The organism is Pseudonocardia nantongensis, from assembly GCF_046546495.1.
Classification (GTDB): Bacteria; Actinomycetota; Actinomycetes; order Mycobacteriales; family Pseudonocardiaceae; genus Pseudonocardia; species Pseudonocardia nantongensis.
This window is the reverse complement of the sequence record NZ_JBKGXT010000034.1, coordinates 1-18,899: the sequence shown is the minus strand read 5'-3', so window position 1 is coordinate 18,899 and position 18,899 is coordinate 1. Positions and strand designations below refer to the sequence as shown.

At 73.5% G+C, this 18,899-nt stretch carries 20 protein-coding genes; 14 read left to right on the top strand and 6 right to left on the bottom strand.

Annotated elements, in window-relative coordinates; genetic code table 11:
- Positions 1-328 precede the first annotated feature (328 nt).
- Positions 329-1,003: an MBL fold metallo-hydrolase gene (locus ACLFMI_RS25930; RefSeq protein WP_410950586.1), complete on the top strand. Its 675-nt coding sequence runs from the start codon at positions 329-331 to the stop codon at positions 1,001-1,003.
- Between the two features lie 21 nt (positions 1,004-1,024).
- On the opposite strand, the gene ACLFMI_RS25925 is transcribed toward ACLFMI_RS25930, so the two are convergent.
- The 3 genes from ACLFMI_RS25925 to ACLFMI_RS25915 all read right to left on the bottom strand — a co-directional run bounded on the left by ACLFMI_RS25925 (position 1,025) and on the right by ACLFMI_RS25915 (position 3,308).
- Positions 1,025-1,960, bottom strand: coding sequence for a hypothetical protein (locus tag ACLFMI_RS25925; protein ID WP_410950585.1), 936 nt, complete (start codon positions 1,958-1,960; stop codon positions 1,025-1,027).
- Positions 1,961-2,027: 67 nt separating this feature from the next.
- A complete protein-coding gene (locus ACLFMI_RS25920) occupies positions 2,028-2,696 on the bottom strand; it encodes a type II toxin-antitoxin system HicB family antitoxin (protein ID WP_410950584.1) in 669 nt (222 codons plus the stop codon).
- Positions 2,697-3,032: 336 nt separating this feature from the next.
- Positions 3,033-3,308 carry a hypothetical protein gene (locus ACLFMI_RS25915; RefSeq protein WP_410950583.1) on the bottom strand — a complete coding sequence of 92 codons (276 nt, stop codon included), beginning with the start codon at positions 3,306-3,308 and terminating at the stop codon, positions 3,033-3,035.
- A 188-nt stretch (positions 3,309-3,496) separates the two neighbouring features.
- On the opposite strand from ACLFMI_RS25915, the gene ACLFMI_RS25910 reads away from it, so the two are divergent.
- Together ACLFMI_RS25910 and rnhA are read left to right on the top strand one after the other, a co-directional pair.
- Positions 3,497-4,507 carry a hypothetical protein gene (locus tag ACLFMI_RS25910; protein WP_410950582.1) on the top strand — a complete coding sequence of 337 codons (1,011 nt, stop codon included), beginning with the start codon at positions 3,497-3,499 and terminating at the stop codon, positions 4,505-4,507.
- A gap of 19 nt (positions 4,508-4,526) precedes the next feature.
- Entirely contained in the window at positions 4,527-5,030 is a 504-nt protein-coding gene (rnhA, locus tag ACLFMI_RS25905; protein WP_410950581.1) for a ribonuclease HI, read from the top strand.
- A gap of 68 nt (positions 5,031-5,098) precedes the next feature.
- Here the strand turns inward: rnhA and ACLFMI_RS25900 are convergent, their stop codons facing one another.
- Positions 5,099-5,857, bottom strand: a complete 759-nt coding sequence (locus ACLFMI_RS25900) for an enoyl-CoA hydratase/isomerase family protein (RefSeq protein WP_410950580.1) — start codon at positions 5,855-5,857, stop codon at positions 5,099-5,101.
- Entirely contained in the window at positions 5,847-7,409 is a 1,563-nt protein-coding gene (locus tag ACLFMI_RS25895) for an AMP-binding protein (RefSeq protein WP_410950579.1), read from the bottom strand. The genes ACLFMI_RS25900 and ACLFMI_RS25895 overlap by 11 nt, the downstream gene beginning before the upstream one ends.
- Before the next feature lie 90 nt (positions 7,410-7,499).
- Here ACLFMI_RS25895 and ACLFMI_RS25890 point away from each other — a divergent pair, with 90 nt between their 5' ends.
- Positions 7,500-9,611 carry a prolyl oligopeptidase family serine peptidase gene (locus ACLFMI_RS25890; protein WP_410950578.1) on the top strand — a complete coding sequence of 704 codons (2,112 nt, stop codon included), beginning with the start codon at positions 7,500-7,502 and terminating at the stop codon, positions 9,609-9,611.
- Between the two features lie 19 nt (positions 9,612-9,630).
- Here ACLFMI_RS25890 and ACLFMI_RS25885 read toward each other — a convergent pair whose 3' ends face one another.
- On the bottom strand, positions 9,631-10,683 hold the full coding sequence (locus ACLFMI_RS25885; protein ID WP_410950577.1) for a YdcF family protein: 1,053 nt from the start codon (positions 10,681-10,683) through the stop codon (positions 9,631-9,633).
- Positions 10,684-10,930: 247 nt separating this feature from the next.
- Between ACLFMI_RS25885 and ACLFMI_RS25880 the strand changes: the two genes are divergently transcribed.
- From ACLFMI_RS25880 to pqqE, 10 genes are all read left to right on the top strand, one after another.
- Positions 10,931-11,086 carry a hypothetical protein gene (locus ACLFMI_RS25880; protein WP_410950576.1) on the top strand — a complete coding sequence of 52 codons (156 nt, stop codon included), beginning with the start codon at positions 10,931-10,933 and terminating at the stop codon, positions 11,084-11,086.
- Complete coding sequence (locus ACLFMI_RS25875; protein WP_410950575.1) at positions 11,083-11,301, top strand: rubredoxin; 219 nt, start codon at positions 11,083-11,085, stop codon at positions 11,299-11,301. Before ACLFMI_RS25880 ends, ACLFMI_RS25875 begins: the two co-directional genes overlap by 4 nt.
- A 7-nt stretch (positions 11,302-11,308) precedes the next feature.
- On the top strand, positions 11,309-12,076 hold the full coding sequence (locus tag ACLFMI_RS25870; RefSeq protein WP_410950574.1) for a ribonucleotide-diphosphate reductase subunit beta: 768 nt from the start codon (positions 11,309-11,311) through the stop codon (positions 12,074-12,076).
- 1,076 nt (positions 12,077-13,152) lie between these two features.
- A complete protein-coding gene (locus ACLFMI_RS25865) occupies positions 13,153-13,617 on the top strand; it encodes an MSMEG_3727 family PQQ-associated protein (protein WP_410950573.1) in 465 nt (154 codons plus the stop codon).
- Positions 13,618-13,629: 12 nt separating this feature from the next.
- Positions 13,630-15,318 (top strand): PQQ-dependent dehydrogenase, methanol/ethanol family, encoded by a 1,689-nt coding sequence (locus ACLFMI_RS25860; RefSeq protein WP_410950572.1) that lies wholly within the window; start codon positions 13,630-13,632, stop codon positions 15,316-15,318.
- An 89-nt stretch (positions 15,319-15,407) separates the two neighbouring features.
- Positions 15,408-15,500, top strand: coding sequence for a pyrroloquinoline quinone precursor peptide PqqA (gene pqqA / locus ACLFMI_RS25855; protein WP_410950571.1), 93 nt, complete (start codon positions 15,408-15,410; stop codon positions 15,498-15,500).
- Positions 15,501-15,572: 72 nt separating this feature from the next.
- Complete coding sequence (locus tag ACLFMI_RS25850) at positions 15,573-16,589, top strand: pyrroloquinoline quinone biosynthesis protein PqqB (RefSeq protein WP_410950570.1); 1,017 nt, start codon at positions 15,573-15,575, stop codon at positions 16,587-16,589.
- Position 16,590: 1 nt separating this feature from the next.
- Positions 16,591-17,340, top strand: a complete 750-nt coding sequence (gene pqqC / locus ACLFMI_RS25845) for a pyrroloquinoline-quinone synthase PqqC (RefSeq protein WP_410950569.1) — start codon at positions 16,591-16,593, stop codon at positions 17,338-17,340.
- A 4-nt stretch (positions 17,341-17,344) separates the two neighbouring features.
- Positions 17,345-17,641 (top strand): pyrroloquinoline quinone biosynthesis peptide chaperone PqqD, encoded by a 297-nt coding sequence (gene pqqD / locus ACLFMI_RS25840; protein WP_410950568.1) that lies wholly within the window; start codon positions 17,345-17,347, stop codon positions 17,639-17,641.
- Positions 17,638-18,729, top strand: a complete 1,092-nt coding sequence (gene pqqE, locus ACLFMI_RS25835) for a pyrroloquinoline quinone biosynthesis protein PqqE (RefSeq protein ID WP_410950567.1) — start codon at positions 17,638-17,640, stop codon at positions 18,727-18,729. The genes pqqD and pqqE overlap by 4 nt, the downstream gene beginning before the upstream one ends.
- Positions 18,730-18,899: the final 170 nt, after the last annotated feature.

Below are 18,899 nucleotides of genomic sequence, written 5' to 3'. Positions count from 1 at the left end.
GGCGGGGTCGGGGTCCGGACGGACCCGGTGACGCCCACAGCGATCGGAACCTTCCCGCGGCCGGACTCCGCCGGCCGGGAAGGGTGTCTCCGCGTCCGGCCCGATGCTAGGCGCGACCACCGACAAGAACCCGTCGACCGGGGGTACCCGCAGGTCCTCCTCGGTGGATGCGCCGCCGCCCGCGCCGCGCGGTGCCGCAGCGATGATACTCGTACGCATGTTCGAGATCGTGGCCGGGGCGCGCACCACCGCACCGCGAGCGGGCGGGTCCGCGCGACCGGCGGGTTCACCCCAGCGGATGTCGGACCCGGCCGATACGCTCCCGGCCGTGGACGTCCTGGAGAACTACACCGGTCACACCGACCCCGGCGGGGCGGCGACGCGCCGCGACCTGGACCGGCTGAGCATCACCAAGCTCTCGGTCGGCGAGATGGACAACAACGCCTACCTGCTCGTGTGCAAGGCCAGCGGCGAGGCCCTGCTGGTCGACGCGGCCGCCGAGCCGAACCGGCTCGCCGACCTGATCGGCGCCACCGCCGAGCGACCGGACCTGCGGCACCTGGTCACCACGCACCGGCACCCGGACCACTGGCAGGCGCTCGGCGCGGTCGCCGGCATGTTCGAGCCGCGGCTGATCGCGCACCCGGTCGATGCGCCCGAGCTGCCGGCACCGATGGACGAGTTCGTCGAGCACGGGGACCGGATCGCGTTCGGGGAGCTCGAGCTGGAGGTGATCCACCTGCGCGGGCACACGCCGGGCTCGATCGCGCTGCTCTACCGCGGCGAGGACCGGCCGCACCTGTTCACCGGCGACAGCCTGTTCCCGGGCGGGCCGGGCAAGACCTGGTCCGAGGGGGACTTCCACCAGCTCGTCGGGGACCTGGAGTCGCGGGTGTTCGACAAGCTGGGCGACGACACCTGGTTCTACCCGGGCCACGGTGACGACTCGACGATCGGCGACGAGCGGCCGAAGCTGTCCGAGTGGAAGGGCCGCGGCTGGTAGCCGCGCGGGATCCGCGGGCGATCACCTGTCTCCCGCTGAGCCGAGCTGCTCCAGTACATCACGCACGTAGCGGGCGTGGAGGCCTGACAAGCGATCCGTCGACAATTGTGCCAGCGGCTCCTCCGAGTTCGCCCCGAGGAAGGGGGCGCGGCGTGCGAATACCTCGCGGGGACGGATGAGGAAATTCGTGGTGAGAACGGCGCCACCATGACCGAGGACGAATTCGAGAACTCGAGCCAAGCGAGTACTGCCGCGGTTGTATCGCGACAGCGAACTCGTGACCAGAATTTCGCTGGCGCCAGTCTCAATGCTGCCCAACATTTGCAAGAGGTCGTCATCGACAGGATCGAGCCCACAACGCACCTGACGCCCGAGCCATGCCACATCATCATCCAGCTCTGCCGGCGGCGTGGCGCCATGCTCGACGTCGGAGAGTCGCGGCGGAGCATGCCCAACGGATGGCCCGCGGATCGCCTTCCTCCCACCGGACCCGGCCGCGAGCGCCATCGCACGAAATGCCGCACAAGCCCGACGTGACTCGACTACCGACGAGAACACACCAGCAGGGGGCGCGGCCTCGTCCTGGTCCGCGTTGTGGTTGAGCCATCGGTTCAGGGCGCCAGTCGCCAGATATGTGATCCGAGCGAGCATACCGCCGTCGACCGGCCCCCGAGAGTGAGCAGTCTCCAGCACACTGTTTCGAACAACTACCGCCGTGTCCGCCTTCGAACCGATCGGCGCCTCATCTGGCAAGAACTGCGCGACGTCGTCCAGGAACGGAGCTCGCAGCAATCGCCGCGCTGCCTTACCGCTGGCAGCGTAGTCCAGCGCTCGACGTTCGATGTCCCCAATAATGACCTGACGTTCACCTTCGGCTATCCCGACCTCGGTGAGGCAGCCCGGCAACGCCTCACCGAGGAAAGCCGGCCAGTCAAGGGTCCGCCGTGATGAACTCACAAGGTAAGCGTTTCATACGGTCACCACTTACCCTCCCCAGACCGACCGCAGCGTTCGAACGACAGCATCAGGCCGCGGGGACGATCACCGCTGCCAGCGCGGTTGGCTCCGGGACCGGTACGCCGTCCGCTCGCAGACCCTCGACGTGTCGTTGTACGGCCTCGGTCATCGACTGAAGACACGTGTCGTAGTCACCCGCTGCAGCGACGCAACCAGGCAGCTCAGGGCTCCAGGAGCTGTAACCACCGGGCTCGTCGCGCTCGACCACGGCGACATTCCCGCTCACGACGTCCTCCGCTCCAGTCCAGCCTGCTTCAGATGCTCCGCTCGGTCCGCGGGTGCAACGTGTCGCTCGGCTTGCCCGCCACCGTCGTCCGCCCGCGACCGGCGCCGCTCCGGGGTACCGGCGTAGAGCTGCTCGGCGACTCCGCGGAGCACCGCGAGCTCCGCGGAGTCCTCGGCGGGTCGGCAGGCGCGCGCCGAGTGCAGGGCGTCGCGGGCGGCCGAGAGTCCCCGGCCCGGACGTGGCCGAGCGCGGAGCTGAGGGACGACCAGGGGTCGTCACCGGCTCCGCCGGTCTCGGTACCGGCCAGTGCGTGCCGCAGCGACCGGTGGTCGCCGCGGAGCCGGCCGCGACGACGAGCCCGGGCCCACCCTCGTGCGGGTCGTGCCGGGGAGCAGATGCCGGCCTCCGCCCGCGTCGAGCCCCTGCCACGACGCCGGACGCGCACGACATCGGAGAACGCGCGCCCGATCGGGTGCGCGTTCCCGGGTCTCGTGCGCGTTCTCCGCGCAGGGACGGCGGGCAGGGGGTGGGCGGCGGCTGGGGTGGGGTGGGTCAGCGGGGGGGGGGTCGGTGGTCCGCGTGGCGCTGGGTCGAGTCGGTGTCGTCCGCGGCCCAGCGGCCGGCGGTCCTCGCCGCGTCGCTCGCCGGGTGTGGCCACGTCGTCGTCGCGTGTGCGGTACTGCTCTCGCTCATGACTCCAGGGTGACCGGCACGTCGGTCGCCCGGGTTGAGGTCCGGTGACCGTCGGGTGACGAGCGGGCCGCCGAAGGCCGGAACCGCGGCCGGTCAGCGCGGGCCCGGCAGGCCCGCGTCGACGAACAACTCCGCCCAGCGGTCCGGATGCAGCCGCTCGTCCGGGCGGTCGGCGCCGTCCCACGCGGCCCGCACCGCCACCGGGAGCAGGTCCGCGGACAGGAGCCCGGCGTCGTCGAGCTCGGCCAGCAGCAGTGGCGCGCGAGCGGCCCCGACCCGGGCCGCGGCGGCGTCCCACTCCTCGGGGGTGAGCGGGCGGTCACGGTCGAGCAGCGCGTTGACCGTCACCTCGTACAGGGCCTGGCTCACCCGGCCAGGTTCGCACGCCGGTGCTCGACGACCGGGCCGGCACGCGCGATGTGCCGCGGCCCCGCTCCCGACGGGACCCACCGCTCGACGGCGGTCACTGTCGGTCAGCGTCACAGAGGGACCGGCCGCCGTGCCTAGGCCGAACGGGCGCTGTGCGGTCGACGATGCCCACCTAGCGTCCCGCTCCGATGAGCGCTCCCCACGCCGACGACCCGTACCGCCGCCGTTCCGATCGGGGCGGTGAGCCGCCCGAGCCCACCGATGCCACGGTTCCCCGGAACGGCCACCAGCCGGCCGCCGTCCTCGTGCACCCCTCGGTGCCGCTGCCCCGAGACGGCGCCGCGCACCGGGCCACGGACGGGAGCGACGCGTCCCGGGACTTCGCCGGGCGCGGGGACGACGGGACGGCCGCCGGTGCGACGGTTCCGGCGCCCCGTAGGCCCGCGCCCCGTCCCACCAGCGCCGCACCCGGTGCCGAGCCGGTGCCCGGGCTGCACCCGGGCCCGCACACGCCGCCGATGCCGTGGCCGGCGATCCCGCCGGCGCCGGTCCCGGCGGTGTACCCGGGCGGGACCGCGGAGCCGGGGGCGGGCCCGAACCGGCGATGGCCCTCGCTCGCCGGGCTCACCGGCCGGATCGGCGCCGTGGCCGGTGGGCTGGGCGCCGGCACGCCCGTCCCGCACCGGGCGGCGTTCGCGGTCGGCCTGACCCTCCTGATGGCCATCGGCGTCGCCGCCGCCACCTACACCGGCGCCGGCGGCACGGACGACGCCGGGGTCACCCCGCGGTCCGCCCCGGCCGCGCCGGTACCGGCCGACCTGGTGGCCGGCACCACTGCGGCCGACCCGGCCGCGTTCGGCGCCGTCCCGGAGTTCCGCAGCCCGTCGGGCAACATCAGCTGCCGGATGGACGAGGACGGCACCCGCTGCGACGTCGCGTCCCGCAGCTGGACCCCGCCCGCCGACCCGGACTGCGCGGACGGGTCCGGCGAGGGGCTGGTCGTCGGGGGCGCGGGCGGCGCCCGGGCGAGCTGCGGCGGCGCCCCGGCCGACCCGACCGGCGGGTCGGAGCTGGACTACGACACCCACCTGACGCGCGGCGACGTCACCTGCGCCAGCCGGCGCAGCGGTGTCGAGTGCCGGGACGCGGGCAGCGGTCACGGCTTCGAGGCGGCCCGGGCGTCGTTCCGGCTCTACTAGGACGCTAACGTCACGGCCCGTGACGGCGGTCGTGGAGATCTTCACCGACGGCGCCTGCGTGCCGAACCCCGGTCCCGGTGGCTGGGGTGCGGTGCTGCGCTACGGCACGCACGAACGCGAGCTGCACGGCGGCGAGCCGTCGAGCACGACGAACAACCGGATGGAGCTCACCGCCACCATCCGGGCGCTGGAGTGCCTGACCCGCCGGTCGGTGGTGCACCTGCACACCGACTCCACCTACGTCCGGAACGGGATCACCCAGTGGCTGCCGCGCTGGCGGTCCCGCGGCTGGCGCACCGCGGCCGGCGAGCCGGTGAAGAACGACGACCTGTGGCGCGAGCTCGACGCCGCCGTGCGGCGTCACGAGGTCTCCTGGTTCTGGGTGAAGGGCCACAGCGGGCACCCGGAGAACGAGCGGGCGGACCGGCTGGCCGCGCGCGGGTGCGAGGAGGCCGGCGGCCGGCCCGCCCCCGTCGCCCGACCGGCCCGGAAACGGACCCGCACGGTCGCCGAGCCCGGCTGAGCCGCGCCGGCTCCCGGTACGGCCGTGGCCCCGGCCGGCGGGTCGGACCCCGGCGGACCGGACCGGCCTCACCGGCCGTGCGCGGCCCGGAACGCGGCGACGGCGTCGCGGTGCTCCGGGGTACCGAACAGCAGCGCGGTGGCCTCGACCGACTCGGCGAACCCGCCGACCGCGTCCCGGTTCACGAACGCCTTCGCCACCTGCACCGCCGGGGCGGGCAGCGCGGCCATCTCACCCGCGAGGTCCAGCGCGGCGCCGAGCAGCTCGTCGTCGGCCACGACCTGCTGGACCAGCCCGGCCCGCTCCGCGGTGCCGGCGTCGATCACCCGCCCGGTCAGCGCGAGCAGCCGGGTCCAGTGCCGGCCCATCACCTCGGGCCCGCGCACCACTCCCCAGCCGGGCATCAGCCCGACCGTCGGCTCCCGGAACGCGAACGTCGCCGATTGCCCGGCCAGCGCCACGTCACAGGCCAGGGTGAGCTCGGTGCCGCCGCCGTGCGCGATCCCGTTCACCGCGGCGACGACCGGCACGGAGCACCGCTCGACCGCGCAGAACGCGTCGTAGACCCGCTTCAGGTGCGCCCGGGCCCGGGCCGGGTCGCCGTCGAGGTCGTGGAACGAGTCGATGTCCCCGCCCGCGGAGAACGCCCGGCCCGCACCGGTGAGCACGGCCGCCCGGATCCCGTCACCGTCCCCGAGCCGCGCACCCAGCGCGGTCAGCTCCGCGAAGAACGCCGGGTCCATCGCGTTCAGCTTCCCCGGCCGGTCCATCGTCACCAGCGCGACGCCCTCCCGCGGGGTCGTCACCACCAGCCGGTCACCGCTCATCCCGCTCCGCCTCCCGGTCCCAGGTCTCCGGCGTGACCCCCTCGGCGCGCAGCCGGTACTTCTCGGTGCGCTGGCTCGGGGTGAGCGGCAGCGCGTCGACGACCCGGACGTAGCGCGGCAGCGCGAACCCGCTGACCGCCTCGCGCAGCCGCCCCACCAGGTCCGCCGGGTCGATCCGGGCCTCCTGCGCCGGGACCACCGCGACCATCACGTCCTCCTCGGACAGTGCCGAGGCGATCCCGTACGCGGCGGCGGCCGCGACGTCGGGCAGCGCGACCAGCGCGCGCTCGATCTCCCAGGACGACACGTTCTCGCCGCGGCGGCGGATCGAGTCCGAGAGCCGGTCGAGGAAGTACAGGTGGCCGTCGCCGTCCATCCGGCCGCGGTCGCCGGTGCGGAACCACAGGTCGCGCCACGCGCGGACGGTCGCGTCGGGCATCGCGTGGTAGCCGGAGAACATCAGCCCGGCCCGCTTGGGGCGGGCCACGATCTCGCCGGAGACCCCGGACGGCACCGGATCGCCGCGGTCGTCGACGACCCGGCAGTGGTAGAGCGGCGACTCCCGCCCCGCCGAGCCGGGCCGCCGCTCGTGCGGGCGGGCCTGGCAGACGATCGACACCTCGGTGCTGCCGTAGACCTCGGTCAGCTCGACGCCGAACCGGCGCTCGAACGACGGCGTGACCTCCGGCGGGCAGGGCGCGCCGAACCCGGCGCGGACCGGGTTGTCCGCGTCGGCCGGGGTCTCGGGGCGCTGGTGCAGCAGGGTGAGCATCGCGCCCTGGAAGTTGAACGCGGTGATCCCGTGGGTGCGGCAGGTGTCCCAGAACCCGCTCGCCGAGAAGCGGGCGTCGAGCACCAGGCCGGCCCCGGTGAGCAGTGCGGGCAGCACCGAGCAGAACCGGGCGTTCGAGTGGAACAGCGGGAACACCGAGTACAGCCGGTCCGCGGCGGTGTAGGACATCAGGTCCACGGTGTGCTCGGCCAGCGCGAGGTTTGCCCGGTGCGAGAGCCGCACGCCCTTCGGCGGGCCGGTCGTGCCGGAGGTGTAGAGGACGACCGTCGTGTCGTCCGGGTCGACGGCGACCTGCCGTTCCGGCGGCGCCGCCACGGCCAGCTCCGCCCACCGGGACACCGTGACGCCCGGCGGCGGGTCCGGCGGCGGGTCGCCACCGTGCACGATCACCCGGGTCACCGACGGCGGCCGCGCGGCCAGCACCAGCGGCGCGAGATCGGCGTCGGCGACCACCACCCGGGCTCCGGAGTGCTCCAGCAGGTGGGCGAGCAGCCCGCCGCGGGTGGCGGTGTTCAGCGGTACCTCGACCAGACCGGCCCGGGCCAGCGCGAACCAGGTGACGAGCGCGGTGGGCGAGGTCCGAAGCAGCAGGCAGACGTGCTCCCCGGGTTCCAGGCCGGTGCCCAGCAGCCCGCCGGCGACCCGGTCCGCGGCGGCGTCGAGCGCCGCCGCCGAGGTCGGTTCCCCGGCGACGAGCCAGGGCGTGTCCCGCGCCGCGGCCGCGACGCGGCTCCCGACGGTGTCCCCGGTGATCGGCACCGGCCGACCGTATCAACCGTACGTTTGGCAGGGAAAGCGTCGGCGGGACGCCGCCCGGTCGTCGGGACCGGGTCGGATAGCGTCCGGCGGGTGACCGAGACCCGCGACTGGTTCCCCCGCCTGCACGCCCGCACCCGCCGGTTCTCGCTCGGCGTCCCGCGCGGCTTCGCGATCGCCCCGGACGGCTCGCGCGCGACGTTCCTGCGCAGCCGGTCCGGTACCGACCCGGTGACCTGCCTGTGGTCGATCGATGCGGTGACCGGCGCGGAGCGGCTGCTGGTGGACCCCGCGACGCTGCCCGGGCTGCCCGGCGAGGAGGATCTCCCGGCCGCCGAGCGGGCGCGGCGGGAACGGGTGCGCGAGCAGGCCGGTGGCGTCGTCGGGTACACGGTGGACGCCGCAGGCGAGCGGGCGGTGTTCGCGCTGTCCGGGCGGCCGTTCACGGCGTCGCTGGTCGGCGACCCGGACCCGCGCCCGCTGGACGTCGGCGACGTGGAGGCCGTGGTCGATCCGCGGATCGACCCGACCGGGACCCGGGTCGCGTTCGTCGCGGACCGGGCGCTGCACCTGCACGGTCTCGCGTCCGGGCGCACCACCCGTCTGGTCGGCCCGGAGCCCGGCGAGGACGACGTCTCGTTCGGCCTGGCCGACTTCGCCGCGGCCGAGGAGATGGGCCGGACCCGCGGGTTCTGGTGGTCCCCGGACGGCGACGCGCTGCTGGTCGCGCGGGTCGACGAGTCCCCGGTCGCGCGCTGGCACATCGCCGACCCGGCCCACCCGGACCGGGAGCCCGCCGCGGTCCGCTACCCGGCCGCCGGCACCCCGAACGCCCGGGTGCAGCTGGAGATCGTGACCGTCGCTGGGGACCGCACCCCGATCGTCCGGGACGCCGAGGCCTTCGAGTACGTGGCCACCGCCGGCTGGGACTCCCGCGGCCCGCTGCTGTCGGTCCAGCCCCGCGACCAGCGCGAGCTGCGCACGCTGGCCGTGGACCCCGGCACCGGCGCGACGACCGTGCTGCATGCCGAGACCGACCCGGTGTGGGTGGAGAACGTCCCCGGTGTCCCGGCGCGCACGGCGTCCGGGGCGCTCATCCGGGCCGCGGACTCGGGCGGTGCCCGCCGGCTGTTCGCCGATGACGAGGTGCTGACCGGGCCGGACCTGCAGGTCCGCGAGGTCCTCGGGATCGAGGACGAGACCGTGCTGTTCCGGGCGTCGGTCGAGCCGACATCGGTCGGGCTGTACCGGGTCACCCCGGGCGACGCACCCGAGGCGCTGTCCCCGGTCACGGGCCTGCACTCCGGCGTCGCCGCCGGCGGCACCCTGGTGCGGATCTCGCAGGACCTGGAGACCGCACCGCACGCGGTGCTGGTCACCGCGGAGGGAGCCCAGCACGCGGTCGCCGGGCACGCCCTGGATCCCGGTTTCTCCCCCGCGGTCGCGCTGCACGTGCTCGGCGAGCGGGAGCTGCGCAGCGCGGTGCTGCTGCCGTCCGGGCAGGTGCCGGGCGCGAAGGTGCCGGTGCTGCTCGACCCGTACGGCGGGCCGCACTCGCAGCGCGTCCTGCGCTCCCGCAACGCGCACCTGACCAGCCGCTGGTTCGCCGACCAGGGCTTCGCGGTGCTGGTCACCGACGGCCGCGGGTCCCCCGGGCGCGGGCCGGAGTTCGAGCGGGCGATCCACGGTGACCTCGCCGGGCCGGTGCTCGACGACCAGGTCGACGCCCTGCACGCGGCCGCCGAGCAGTACCCGGACCTGGACCTGACCCGGGTCGGGATCCGTGGCTGGTCGTTCGGCGGGTACCTGGCGGCGCTGGCGGTGCTGCGCCGCCCGGACGTGTTCCACGCGGGCGTCGCGGGGGCACCGGTGACCGACTGGGCGCTCTACGACACCCACTACACCGAGCGCTACCTCGAGATGCCGGGCGGCGAGCCGTACCGCCGATCGTCCATCGTCGATGATGCTGCGGTCCCGCCCACCGAACAGCGCCCGCACCGGCCGCTGATGATCGTGCACGGCCTGGCCGACGACAACGTCGTCGCCGCGCACACGCTGCGGCTGTCCTCGGCACTGCTCGCGGCCGGCCGCGCGCACCAGGTGCTGCCGCTGTCCGGGGTCACGCACATGACGCCGCAGGAGGTCGTGGCGGAGAACCTGCTCCTGCTGCAGGTCCGGTTCCTGCGCGACGCCCTCGGCGCCTGATCGTCCGGACAGGATCGGGTCAGGCGACCACCAGGATGGCGGCGGGCACCGGGATCGACACCAGGAGCAGCAGGACCGCCACCAGGACGCGGTTCTCACGCAGGACGGCGACGAACTCCCGGAGCACGGCACTCGGCCAGTAGTAGCCGGCCGTCGGAGCGCCGACGGCCTGGGCGTCGACGCCGAGCCTGCGGGCGAGCACGGCCGCGCGGAACGCGTGGTAGTTGCTGGTGACGATCAGTCCGGCTCCGGCGCTCCCGGGAAGCTCTCCGGAGCTCCGCTCGGTCCGCACCAGCGCGTCGCTGAACCGCAGGTTCTGTTCCGTGGTGCGGGACCCGGTCTCCGCCCGCAGCGCGGCGGGATCGGCGCCGTGCGCGACGGCCCACCGGCTCATCGCCTCCCCCTCCGCGAGCTGCTCGTCACTCCCCTTCCCGCCGGACAGGACCAGCACCTGGGCGTCGCGGCGGGCGAACTCGGCCATCCCGACCGTGATCCTGGAGGCCAGCAGCGGCGGGACCTCGCTGCCGCGCAGGCCGGAACCGAGCACCACCACCCAGTCGGCCGGACGGTCCCGCACCAGCCACTGGTACAGCCGCGCGTAGAGCAGGAACGCCACGAACTGGAAGGCGAGGAAGAAGGCCGCCAGCGCGCACAGCAACCACAGCGCCCTCAGCCACGATGCGTCGGCCAGCAGCACCGGAACGGCCGCCGCCAGCAGCACCACGACCAGAACCCCGCCGAGCAGGGACAGCGAGTTGCCCGGGCTCACCCGTTCACGGCGCAGCATGACGGCCCCGTTGAGGAGCAGGAACCCGGCGAAGACGAGCGCGATCAGCGGTGAGGCGAGCGTCAGGACGAGTCCGGTCGCCAGCACCGGATTGCTACCGACGAACCCCAGCGTGGCTGCGGCGTTGCCGACGAGCAGCGCCGCGGCGAGCAGCCAGTAGGCGTTGCTCAGCCGTCGCGGATCCCGGCGGATGCGGCGCCGTACGAGCAGGCAGCCGCCGACCGCGAGGAGCAGGGACACGACCGGTACCGCGAAGGAGACGAACGCGAGCGCGATGTCGAACATGATCGTCTCATCCTGCCCCGCCCGCGTCCCGGCGCGACCTCCCGGTCCACGGGGCCACCCGGTCGTGGGCGGTCCACGGGGCCACCCGGACGGCGCACCCGGACCGCGGCCCACACGGCCCGGTCCCCTTGCGGTCCCGGACCCGGTGTGGCTCCCTTGGGCACAGGGGATCGCCCCTTCGGCCAGGGACCGGCGCAACCCCGGTCCGGAAGGCCGGCACGTCAGGCGAAGGAGCCTGAGGAGGCACATGACCACGTGTGAGAAGGCCGTCGTGCACGGCGGCCACGAACCGCTCGGGCCGAGTTCCCGGCCCGCCGTCGACCGGCCCGCCGACATGGCCGGGTCGCCGGCCCGCGCCGGGCTCGAGGCCCTCCCGGCCGGGCCGGGGGTGGCCGGGACATGAGCGTCGGGCTGGCCGAGGCCGGGCCACGGGCCACGAGGTGGTTCTGCGAGCCGTGCGGCTTCATCTACGACCCCGAGGAGGGCGACCCGGACAGCGGCATCGAGCCGGGGACGCCGTTCGAGGAGATCCCCGACGACTGGATGTGCCCGATCTGCGGGGCCAGCAAGTCGGACTTCCGCGAGCTGCAGCCGGGCGAAGAGTTCCCGGGGATGTGAGGGACCGATGACGATGATCGCCGGGTACAGCCACTTCGTGCAGCTCGCCGAGTCGCTGCAGTGGGACGAGCGCGAGATCGACTTCTCGGCCGACCGTGCGGCGTGGCCGCAGCTCACCGATGCCGAGACCACCCAGCTCCTCGGCCTGATCGCCGGGTTCTGCATCGCCGAGACCTCGGTGGCGGGCGAGCTCGGGGCATACCAGGCGGCGGCGCGGGACGAGACCATGGAGGCCACCTTCCGTGCGCAGGCTCGCGACGAGGCGCGGCACGCCCGCTTCTTCGACCTGGTCACCGCCGAGGTCGTCGGCGTCCCGGGGGCGAACCCCGCGGACCGGCAGCACGCCCTGCGTACGCACGTCAGCAGCGAGCTGGTCGACCTGTTCGAGCACCGGCTCCCGGACACCGCCCGCCGGCTCGCCACCGACCACGAGGGCCTGACCGGCGCGGTCGGGCTCTACCACATGGTGATCGAGGGTGTGGTCCTGCTGGCGGGACAGCACGCGATGCTCGACGCGCTCGGGAGCCCGTCGGTCGAGTTGCCGGGATTGCGCAAGGGGATGGAGCTGGTCCTGCGCGACGAGCGCTGGCACATCGGGTTCGGCTCGCGCGTGGTGCAGAGCGCCGCGCTCGGCGGCCCCGAGGCGGACGGGCTGCTCGAGGAGGGTGAGACGGCCGCGAAGGTCTGGGGGGACCTCATCTCCGCCGACGCGATCGAGAGCGCGGTGAAGCAGCACAAGCGCCGGCTCAAGGCGGCCGGCATCAAGTTCTGGTGATCCCGCGCGGCGTCGCGCCGCGTCCGCACGGCAGCGCCCGTCCCGCACGTCCGGGGCGGGCGCTGCCGCGTGCCGCGGGTGGTGCCGGTGACGTGGGCACCTGTCCCGATGGTCAGGTCGGTCGGATCGGCGGCACGGCACGACGAGCCGGTCCGGTTCGTCCGTTCTCGCCCCGGTCGAGGCGATCATCGGGCGCAGGTACGGCACCGGCTCGCCGGACCCGCTGCCGGGCCGCCGTGGCCGAGCCGGAACGCCCGGACCCGAGGGCCGAACAGCGCCTGAAGAAACACGTGTTTCGTTTCGGGTCGCCGTGCCCCTCACCCCGGCGAGAATGTCGCACCGTGGCCGGGCTCCGGTGCCGAGAACCGGCGGCCGCGCGCCGCCCACACCGGCCGGAGCGCGACCGAGTGATCGCCCGCATACCGTCCACCCGCACGTCACAGCACCGGGGCACCCGTCGGCGGCGACCACACCGCCCGCGCCGTCACGATCACCGGGCCGGCACGGAATTGTCTCGGAAATGATGTCTATCAGTTCCGCGGAAACGCCGGACAAGAGCGATCCCGACACTCGGCGCACGGCCGAGTAGAGTCATTGTTCGCCATCCCGGAAACCTCCCGGAACAGGCAGTGTCGATCATGACATGACCCACGGCCGGGCCGGCGCCACAGCCACCCCGGGCCGGCGTCGTCGCCACGCGCCCGGCGGCCGGGCGAGGGCCGGCCGGATCGGCACCCGCCCGCGCGCGAGCGGGCGATCCTCCCCCTGTTGCACACCCCGCGACCAGCGAGAGCGCGCCGACGACCCGCGGACACGGGACCCGCGACCCACCCGGACCGGCACCGCCGCACGACGAGTGGGCGGTGTCCCGGCACCCGGATCGGGCCCGCCGGTCGGCCGCCCCACGGCCGCCGGGGCACCGCCCACCGCCGTGGCCCATTTGGGGGGTACGCAGGAACGTCCCGCACTCGTGATCGCGTTCTCCAAATGACACACCGGTGGGCTTGACGGCCCGCCCGGGTGGTGTGAAAGTGATCACCAACCCGCCGACGAATTGTGCTCGGGAGGATGTGTCAATGACGACGGCAGAAAGTGATCGAGCGGCTGAGTTCGCCGCCGCAGGCCTGGACGGCCAGAACCGGACCGCGCTGGGCCGGCTGCTCGGGACCGGGCGCATCGGCTACGCGGAGGAGGACGCCGACGGCACGATGCGTGCCGACATCCGGATCCCGGAGGACTACCTCTGCTACGACCCCGGGATCCTGATCCTCCCGCATGGCGGGAACCTCCTGCTCACCCTCTACAACGACGACAAGAACACCCACTGTGCGGTGCTGCCCAACAACGGCGATCCGAAGTTCATCTGGTTGGTCAACCACGCCAAGGGGACGGCCTCGATCACCCTGGATGGCCCCGGCACCTACTGGTACGGCTCCGCCAGCGGCAACGACGAGGGCCGCGGCCTGACCGGTGCCATCGTCATCGGCGGAGAGGTGCCGGACTCCGCCAAGCTCGACCGTCCCGCGCAGCCGCGTCCGTAGGAAGGAGCAGAGATGACCGACTACGTCGACGCCGGCGAGGCCATCCCGTTCGCCCAGCTCAGCAACGTCAAGGGAAGCGCCCCGGCCACCACCAACGTGGACTACGAGCGCATCAGGGCCGCGACCTCGGAGCCCGAGAACTGGCTCACCTACTACGGCACCTACGACGGCCAGCGCTACAGCACGCTCGACCAGATCAACAAGGACACCGTCAGGCGCCTGAGCCCGGCGTGGGTGTTCCAGGCCGGCGCCGTCGGCATGCAGTCCGGCGCGTCGACCTACTCCTTCGAGGCCTCGCCGCTCGTCGTCGAGGGCATCATGTACGTCTCCGGCCCGGACGGCCGGGTCTGGGCCATCGACGCGAAGACCGGCGAGGAGCTCTGGCGGTACAAGGCCAACTCCCCGTACGACGTCTCGCTGTGTTGCGGGAACGTGAACCGGGGCGTGGCCGTCGGGCACGGCAAGGTCTACATGTACACGCTCAACGCCCACATCATCGCGCTCGACGCGACGACCGGTGTGAAGGTCTGGGACACCGTCAACGGTGACGTGCGAGCCGGGGAGAGCGGCTCGGCCGCGCCGCTGATCGCGAAGGACATGGTCATCGTCGGGAGCGCCGGCGGGGAGTTCGGGGTCCGCGGCCACCTGGACGCGTTCGACGCGCAGACCGGGGAGCGGCGCTGGCGGCGCTACATGGTCCCCAAGCCCGGCGAGCCCGGGTCCGAGACCTGGCCCGACGACGGTGAGGCGTGGCAGCGCGGCGGGGCGAACTGCTGGGTCACCCCGACCTACGACCCGGAGCTGGAGCTCCTGTTCCAGGGGACGGGCAACCCGGCGCCGGACTTCGACGGCGCCGTGCGCCCGGGCGACAACCTCTACACCGACAGCACGGTCGCGGTGGACGTGAACACCGGCGAGATCCGCTGGCACTACCAGTTCACCCCGCACGACCTGTGGGACTACGACTCCACGATGGAGAACCTCCTGTTCGACGCCCCCAACGGGCGCAAGCTGCTCGCGCACGCGGACAAGAACGGGTACTTCTTCGTCCTGGACCGGACCAACGGCGAGCTGGTCCGCGTGTTCCCGTTCGTCGACCGGATCACCTGGGGTGAGATCGCCCCGGACGGGACGGTCACGCCCAAGGTCTATCCGGACGAGGAGGGCGTCCCGGTGCACTTCTGGCCGGGGCCGGCCGGGGGCAAGGAATGGACACACATGTCCTACAACCCCCAGACCGGGCTGATCTACATCCCGGTCCAGGAGGTCGGGGCGACGGCGACCCGGCGGCGTCGCGAGTTCCGGGAGTCGATCCCGTACTGGGGCGCGGGCGTCGCCGTGGACATCGAGGACTTCTACGGCTTCGTGAGCGCGGTCGACCCGCTGACCGGGGAGGAGAAGTGGCGCTGGCGCAACGAGTACCCGATGTGCGCCTCGACGCTGACCACCGCGGGCGGCCTGGTGTTCCAGGGCACCCCGACCGGTGAGTTCGTCGCCCTGGACGCCGCGACCGGCGAGAAGCTGTGGTCGTTCCAGTGCGGCAGCGGGCACCACTCGAGCCCCAGCACGTTCAGTGTGGACGGCCGCCAGTACATCGCGGTCCCGACCGGCTGGGGCGGCTGGATCGAGGGCTTCCTGCCCGGCCTGCTCGGCGCCGCCGCGGGCGACGCGCTGTTCTGCTTCGCGCTGCCGGAGGCGTGAGGCCCGGCGGTCGAGGGCCGGAACAGCAACACCGAGGCCGGCCATCCGTGCACACGGCAGACCCGAGACGGGGAGAGGAGGTGTCCGCCGTGGAGAGCATCACCGAGTGGGAGGCCCCCGATTTCGAAGAGATCGGGTGCGCGCCCGAGGTGACGATGTACATCGCCCGCACCGAGGCGTGATGGGGTGAGCAGTGCCCAGGGGCGCCGGAGCGATCCGGCGCCCCTGTGGCGTGTGCGGCAGAGGAGACGGGGATGCGGATACGGGTGCTGGGATCGGCCGCCGGTGGCGGGTTCCCGCAATGGAACTGCGGTTGTCCGGGATGCCGGGCGGTGCGCGACGGGACCCGGCCGGCGACACCGCGCACCCAGTCGTCGATCGCGGTGAGCCCGGACGGGCGGCAGTGGTGGCTGGTCAACGCCTCCCCGGACGTCCGTACCCAGCTCGCCGACACCCCGGACCTGCACCCCACCGGGGACCGCAGCACGCCGTTGCGGGGCGTGCTGCTGACCGACGCCGAGATCGACCACAGCCTCGGGCTCGTGCTGCTGCGCGAGGGCGGTGGGGTGCACCTGCACGCCACCGCCGCGACCGAGCGCACGCTGCGCTCCGGCACCGGGTTGCTGGACACCCTCGAGAAGTTCTGCCCGGTGCACTGGACCCCCGTCGACCCCGGCGTCGAGCACGACCTGGGTGGGCTGCGCTACCGGGCGTTCGACGTGCCGACCGGCAAGCACGACCGGTTCGGGACCGAGAGGAGCGCAGGCGGAACGAGCATCGGCGCCGAGAGGAGCGCAGGCGGAACGAGCATCGGCGCCGAGAGGAGCGCAGGCGGAACGAGCATCGGCGCCGAGAGGAGCGCAGGCGGAACGAGCATCGGCACCGGGAGCGGACGGGTCGTCGGGTACCGGTTCACCGACGCCGGCAGCGGGAGTGTCGCCGTGTACCTGCCCGGCGTGCAGGAGCTGACCCCCGCGGTGCTCGACGAGCTCGCCGGCGCGGACCTGCTGCTGATCGACGGCACGACCTGGCACGACGACGAGCTGACCAGGCTCGGGCTCGCCGCGAAGACCGCGCACGACATGGGACACCTGCACGTGGGCGGTTCCGGTGGCAGCCTGGAGGCACTGGCCCGGCTGGGCCTGCCCCGGGTCGTCTACGTGCACATCAACAACACGAACCCGATCCTGCTGGACGACTCGGACGAGCGCGCCGAGGTCGAGAAGGCCGGCTTCACGGTCGGCACCGACGGACTGGACCTGGAGGTCTGAGGTGAGCGCAACCCTGGACGGCCAACGCGAGCTCGACGGCGGCATCGAGAGCGGCACCGGCACCGCGCTGGTGGAGCGCCTGCGCGCGCACGCCCGCAGCTACCACAGCGCGCACCCGTTTCACCTGCGGATGAACGAGGGCGCGCTGTCCCCCGACCAGATCCGTGGCTGGGTCGCGAACCGGTTCGCCTACCAGGAGGCGATCCCGGTCAAGGACGCGGCGATCCTGTCGAACTGCCCGGACGTGACCGTGCGCCGGCGCTGGATCCGCCGGATCACCGATCACGACGGCACGGACGCCGACGGGCCGACGAGCGGCGGGATCGAGGCGTGGCTGCGGCTCGGTGAGGCGTGCGGGCTGACCCGCGCGGAGATCCTCGACCGCCGGCACGTGCAGCCGGGCGTCCGGTTCGCCGTCGACGCCTACGTCACCTTCGCCCGGACCAAGCCGTGGGTGGAGGCCGTCGCCTCGTCGCTGACCGAGCTGTTCGCCCCGGACCTGATGGCCGAGCGGCTGGCCGCGTTCGAGAGGTACTACACCTGGATCGAGCCGGACGGCCTGCAGTACTTCCGCAACCGGCTGTTCCAGGCGCCACGGGACTCCGAGCACGCGCTGGAGGTCGTCGTCGAGCACTGCCGGACGCCGGAGCAGCGGGACGCCGCGGAGGCCGCGCTGTCGTTCAAGTGCGACGTCCTGTGGTCCATGATGGACGCGATCGAGCACGCCTACCCGGGCGACGGCCGTGGGTGAGACGGTGACCCGCGTCCCCGGCGACGCCCGGCCCCGGCTGGGCACGCACGTCCGGATGCGCCCGGACCGCGCCACCGGCGGGCACGTCCTGCTCGGCCCGGAGACCGTCGTCGTGCTGAACGCGACCGGGCACGCCGTGCTGTCGCGGTGCGACGGCGCGCGCACCGTCGACGAGATCGTCGCCGAGCTGGTCGCCACGCACGAGGGCGCCGACGAGGAGACCGTCGCCGCGCAGGTGCGGGACTACCTGTCCCGGCTCGCGGCCCGGAACCTGGTGAACCTGGGCGGGGCCGTCCGATGACCGGCACCGCCCCGCGCCCGTTCGGACTGCTCGCCGAGCTCACCTACCGCTGCCCGCTGGCCTGCGCGTACTGCTCCAACCCGATCGAGCTGGCCCGCTACGACGACGAGCTGTCCACCTCGGACTGGCAGCGGGTGTTCGCGGAGGCCGCCGACCTCGGCGTCCTGCAGTGCCACCTGTCCGGGGGCGAGCCGCTGCTGCGCCGCGACCTGCCCGAGCTGGTCCGCACCGCGAACGACCTGGGCATGTACACCAACCTGGTGACCAGCGCGATCGGGCTGTCCCGGCCGCGGGCGCTCGGGCTCCGGGAGGCCGGGCTGGACCACGTGCAGGTCAGCGTGCAGGCCGACGAGCCGGCCACGTCCGACCGGATCGCCGGCATCCGCTCGTTCGAGCGCAAGATCGAGGCGTGCCGGCTGGTGCGCGAGCTCGGCTGGCCGCTGACCGTGAACGTGGTGCTGCACCGGCAGAACATCGACCGGGTCGCCGAGATCGTCACCCTGGTCGAGGAGCTGCAGGCCGACCGGGTGGAGCTGGCGAACACCCAGTACTACGGCTGGGCCTGGAAGAACCGGGAGGCGCTGCTACCGAGCCGGGAGCAGCTGGACCGGGCCGAGGAGATCGTCACCGCCGCCCGCGACCGGCTGGCCGGCCGGATGGAGATCGTGCACGTGCTGCCCGACTACTACAGCCGCTACCCCAAACCGTGCATGGGCGGTTGGGCGCAGCGGCAGCTGACCGTCGCCCCGGACGGGCACGCACTGCCCTGTCCCGCCGCGCAGACCCTGCCGCTCCCCCCGGCCTCGGTGCGGGATGCCTCGCTCGCCGACATCTGGACGTCGGCACCGCTGTTCACCGCCTATCGCGGCAACGACTGGATGCAGGACCCGTGCCGGAGCTGCGACCGCAAGGAGATCGACCTCGGCGGGTGCCGTTGCCAGGCGTTCCAGCTGACCGGCGACGCCGCGGCGACCGACCCGGTGTGCCACCTCTCGCCCGACCACCACCTCGTCGACGACGCGGTCACGACCGCCAACGACCGCGGCGGGCCGGTGGACGTCGAGCTGGTCCCGCGCCCGCACCGCTGACCCGTGAGTGGATATCGCGGTCGGGACCGCGATATCCACTCACGGGATGCTCCTATGGATGTCAAGCGGCGAGTTCGAGGTCGTGGGGTGTGAGTAGGGCTCGGTAGATGTCTCGGGCGATGTAGCGCTTGAGGCAGCGGATGATCTCTTTCTTGCTCATGCCCTCGGCG

What these genes read in the sequence shown, in the direction of transcription:
- ACLFMI_RS25920 (WP_410950584.1), bottom strand. Translation starts at nt 2,696, where the DNA reads ATGTCGTGCGCGTCCGGCGTCGTGGCAGGGGCTCGACGCGGGCGGAGG.
- ACLFMI_RS25910 (WP_410950582.1), top strand. Translation starts at nt 3,497, where the DNA reads ATGAGCGCTCCCCACGCCGACGACCCGTACCGCCGCCGTTCCGATCGG.
- ACLFMI_RS25900 (WP_410950580.1), bottom strand. Translation starts at nt 5,857, where the DNA reads ATGAGCGGTGACCGGCTGGTGGTGACGACCCCGCGGGAGGGCGTCGCG.
- ACLFMI_RS25885 (WP_410950577.1), bottom strand. Translation starts at nt 10,683, where the DNA reads ATGTTCGACATCGCGCTCGCGTTCGTCTCCTTCGCGGTACCGGTCGTG.
- ACLFMI_RS25880 (WP_410950576.1), top strand. Translation starts at nt 10,931, where the DNA reads ATGACCACGTGTGAGAAGGCCGTCGTGCACGGCGGCCACGAACCGCTC.
- ACLFMI_RS25875 (WP_410950575.1), top strand. Translation starts at nt 11,083, where the DNA reads ATGAGCGTCGGGCTGGCCGAGGCCGGGCCACGGGCCACGAGGTGGTTC.
- ACLFMI_RS25870 (WP_410950574.1), top strand. Translation starts at nt 11,309, where the DNA reads ATGACGATGATCGCCGGGTACAGCCACTTCGTGCAGCTCGCCGAGTCG.
- ACLFMI_RS25865 (WP_410950573.1), top strand. Translation starts at nt 13,153, where the DNA reads ATGACGACGGCAGAAAGTGATCGAGCGGCTGAGTTCGCCGCCGCAGGC.
- ACLFMI_RS25860 (WP_410950572.1), top strand. Translation starts at nt 13,630, where the DNA reads ATGACCGACTACGTCGACGCCGGCGAGGCCATCCCGTTCGCCCAGCTC.
- ACLFMI_RS25850 (WP_410950570.1), top strand. Translation starts at nt 15,573, where the DNA reads ATGCGGATACGGGTGCTGGGATCGGCCGCCGGTGGCGGGTTCCCGCAA.
- pqqE (WP_410950567.1), top strand. Translation starts at nt 17,638, where the DNA reads ATGACCGGCACCGCCCCGCGCCCGTTCGGACTGCTCGCCGAGCTCACC.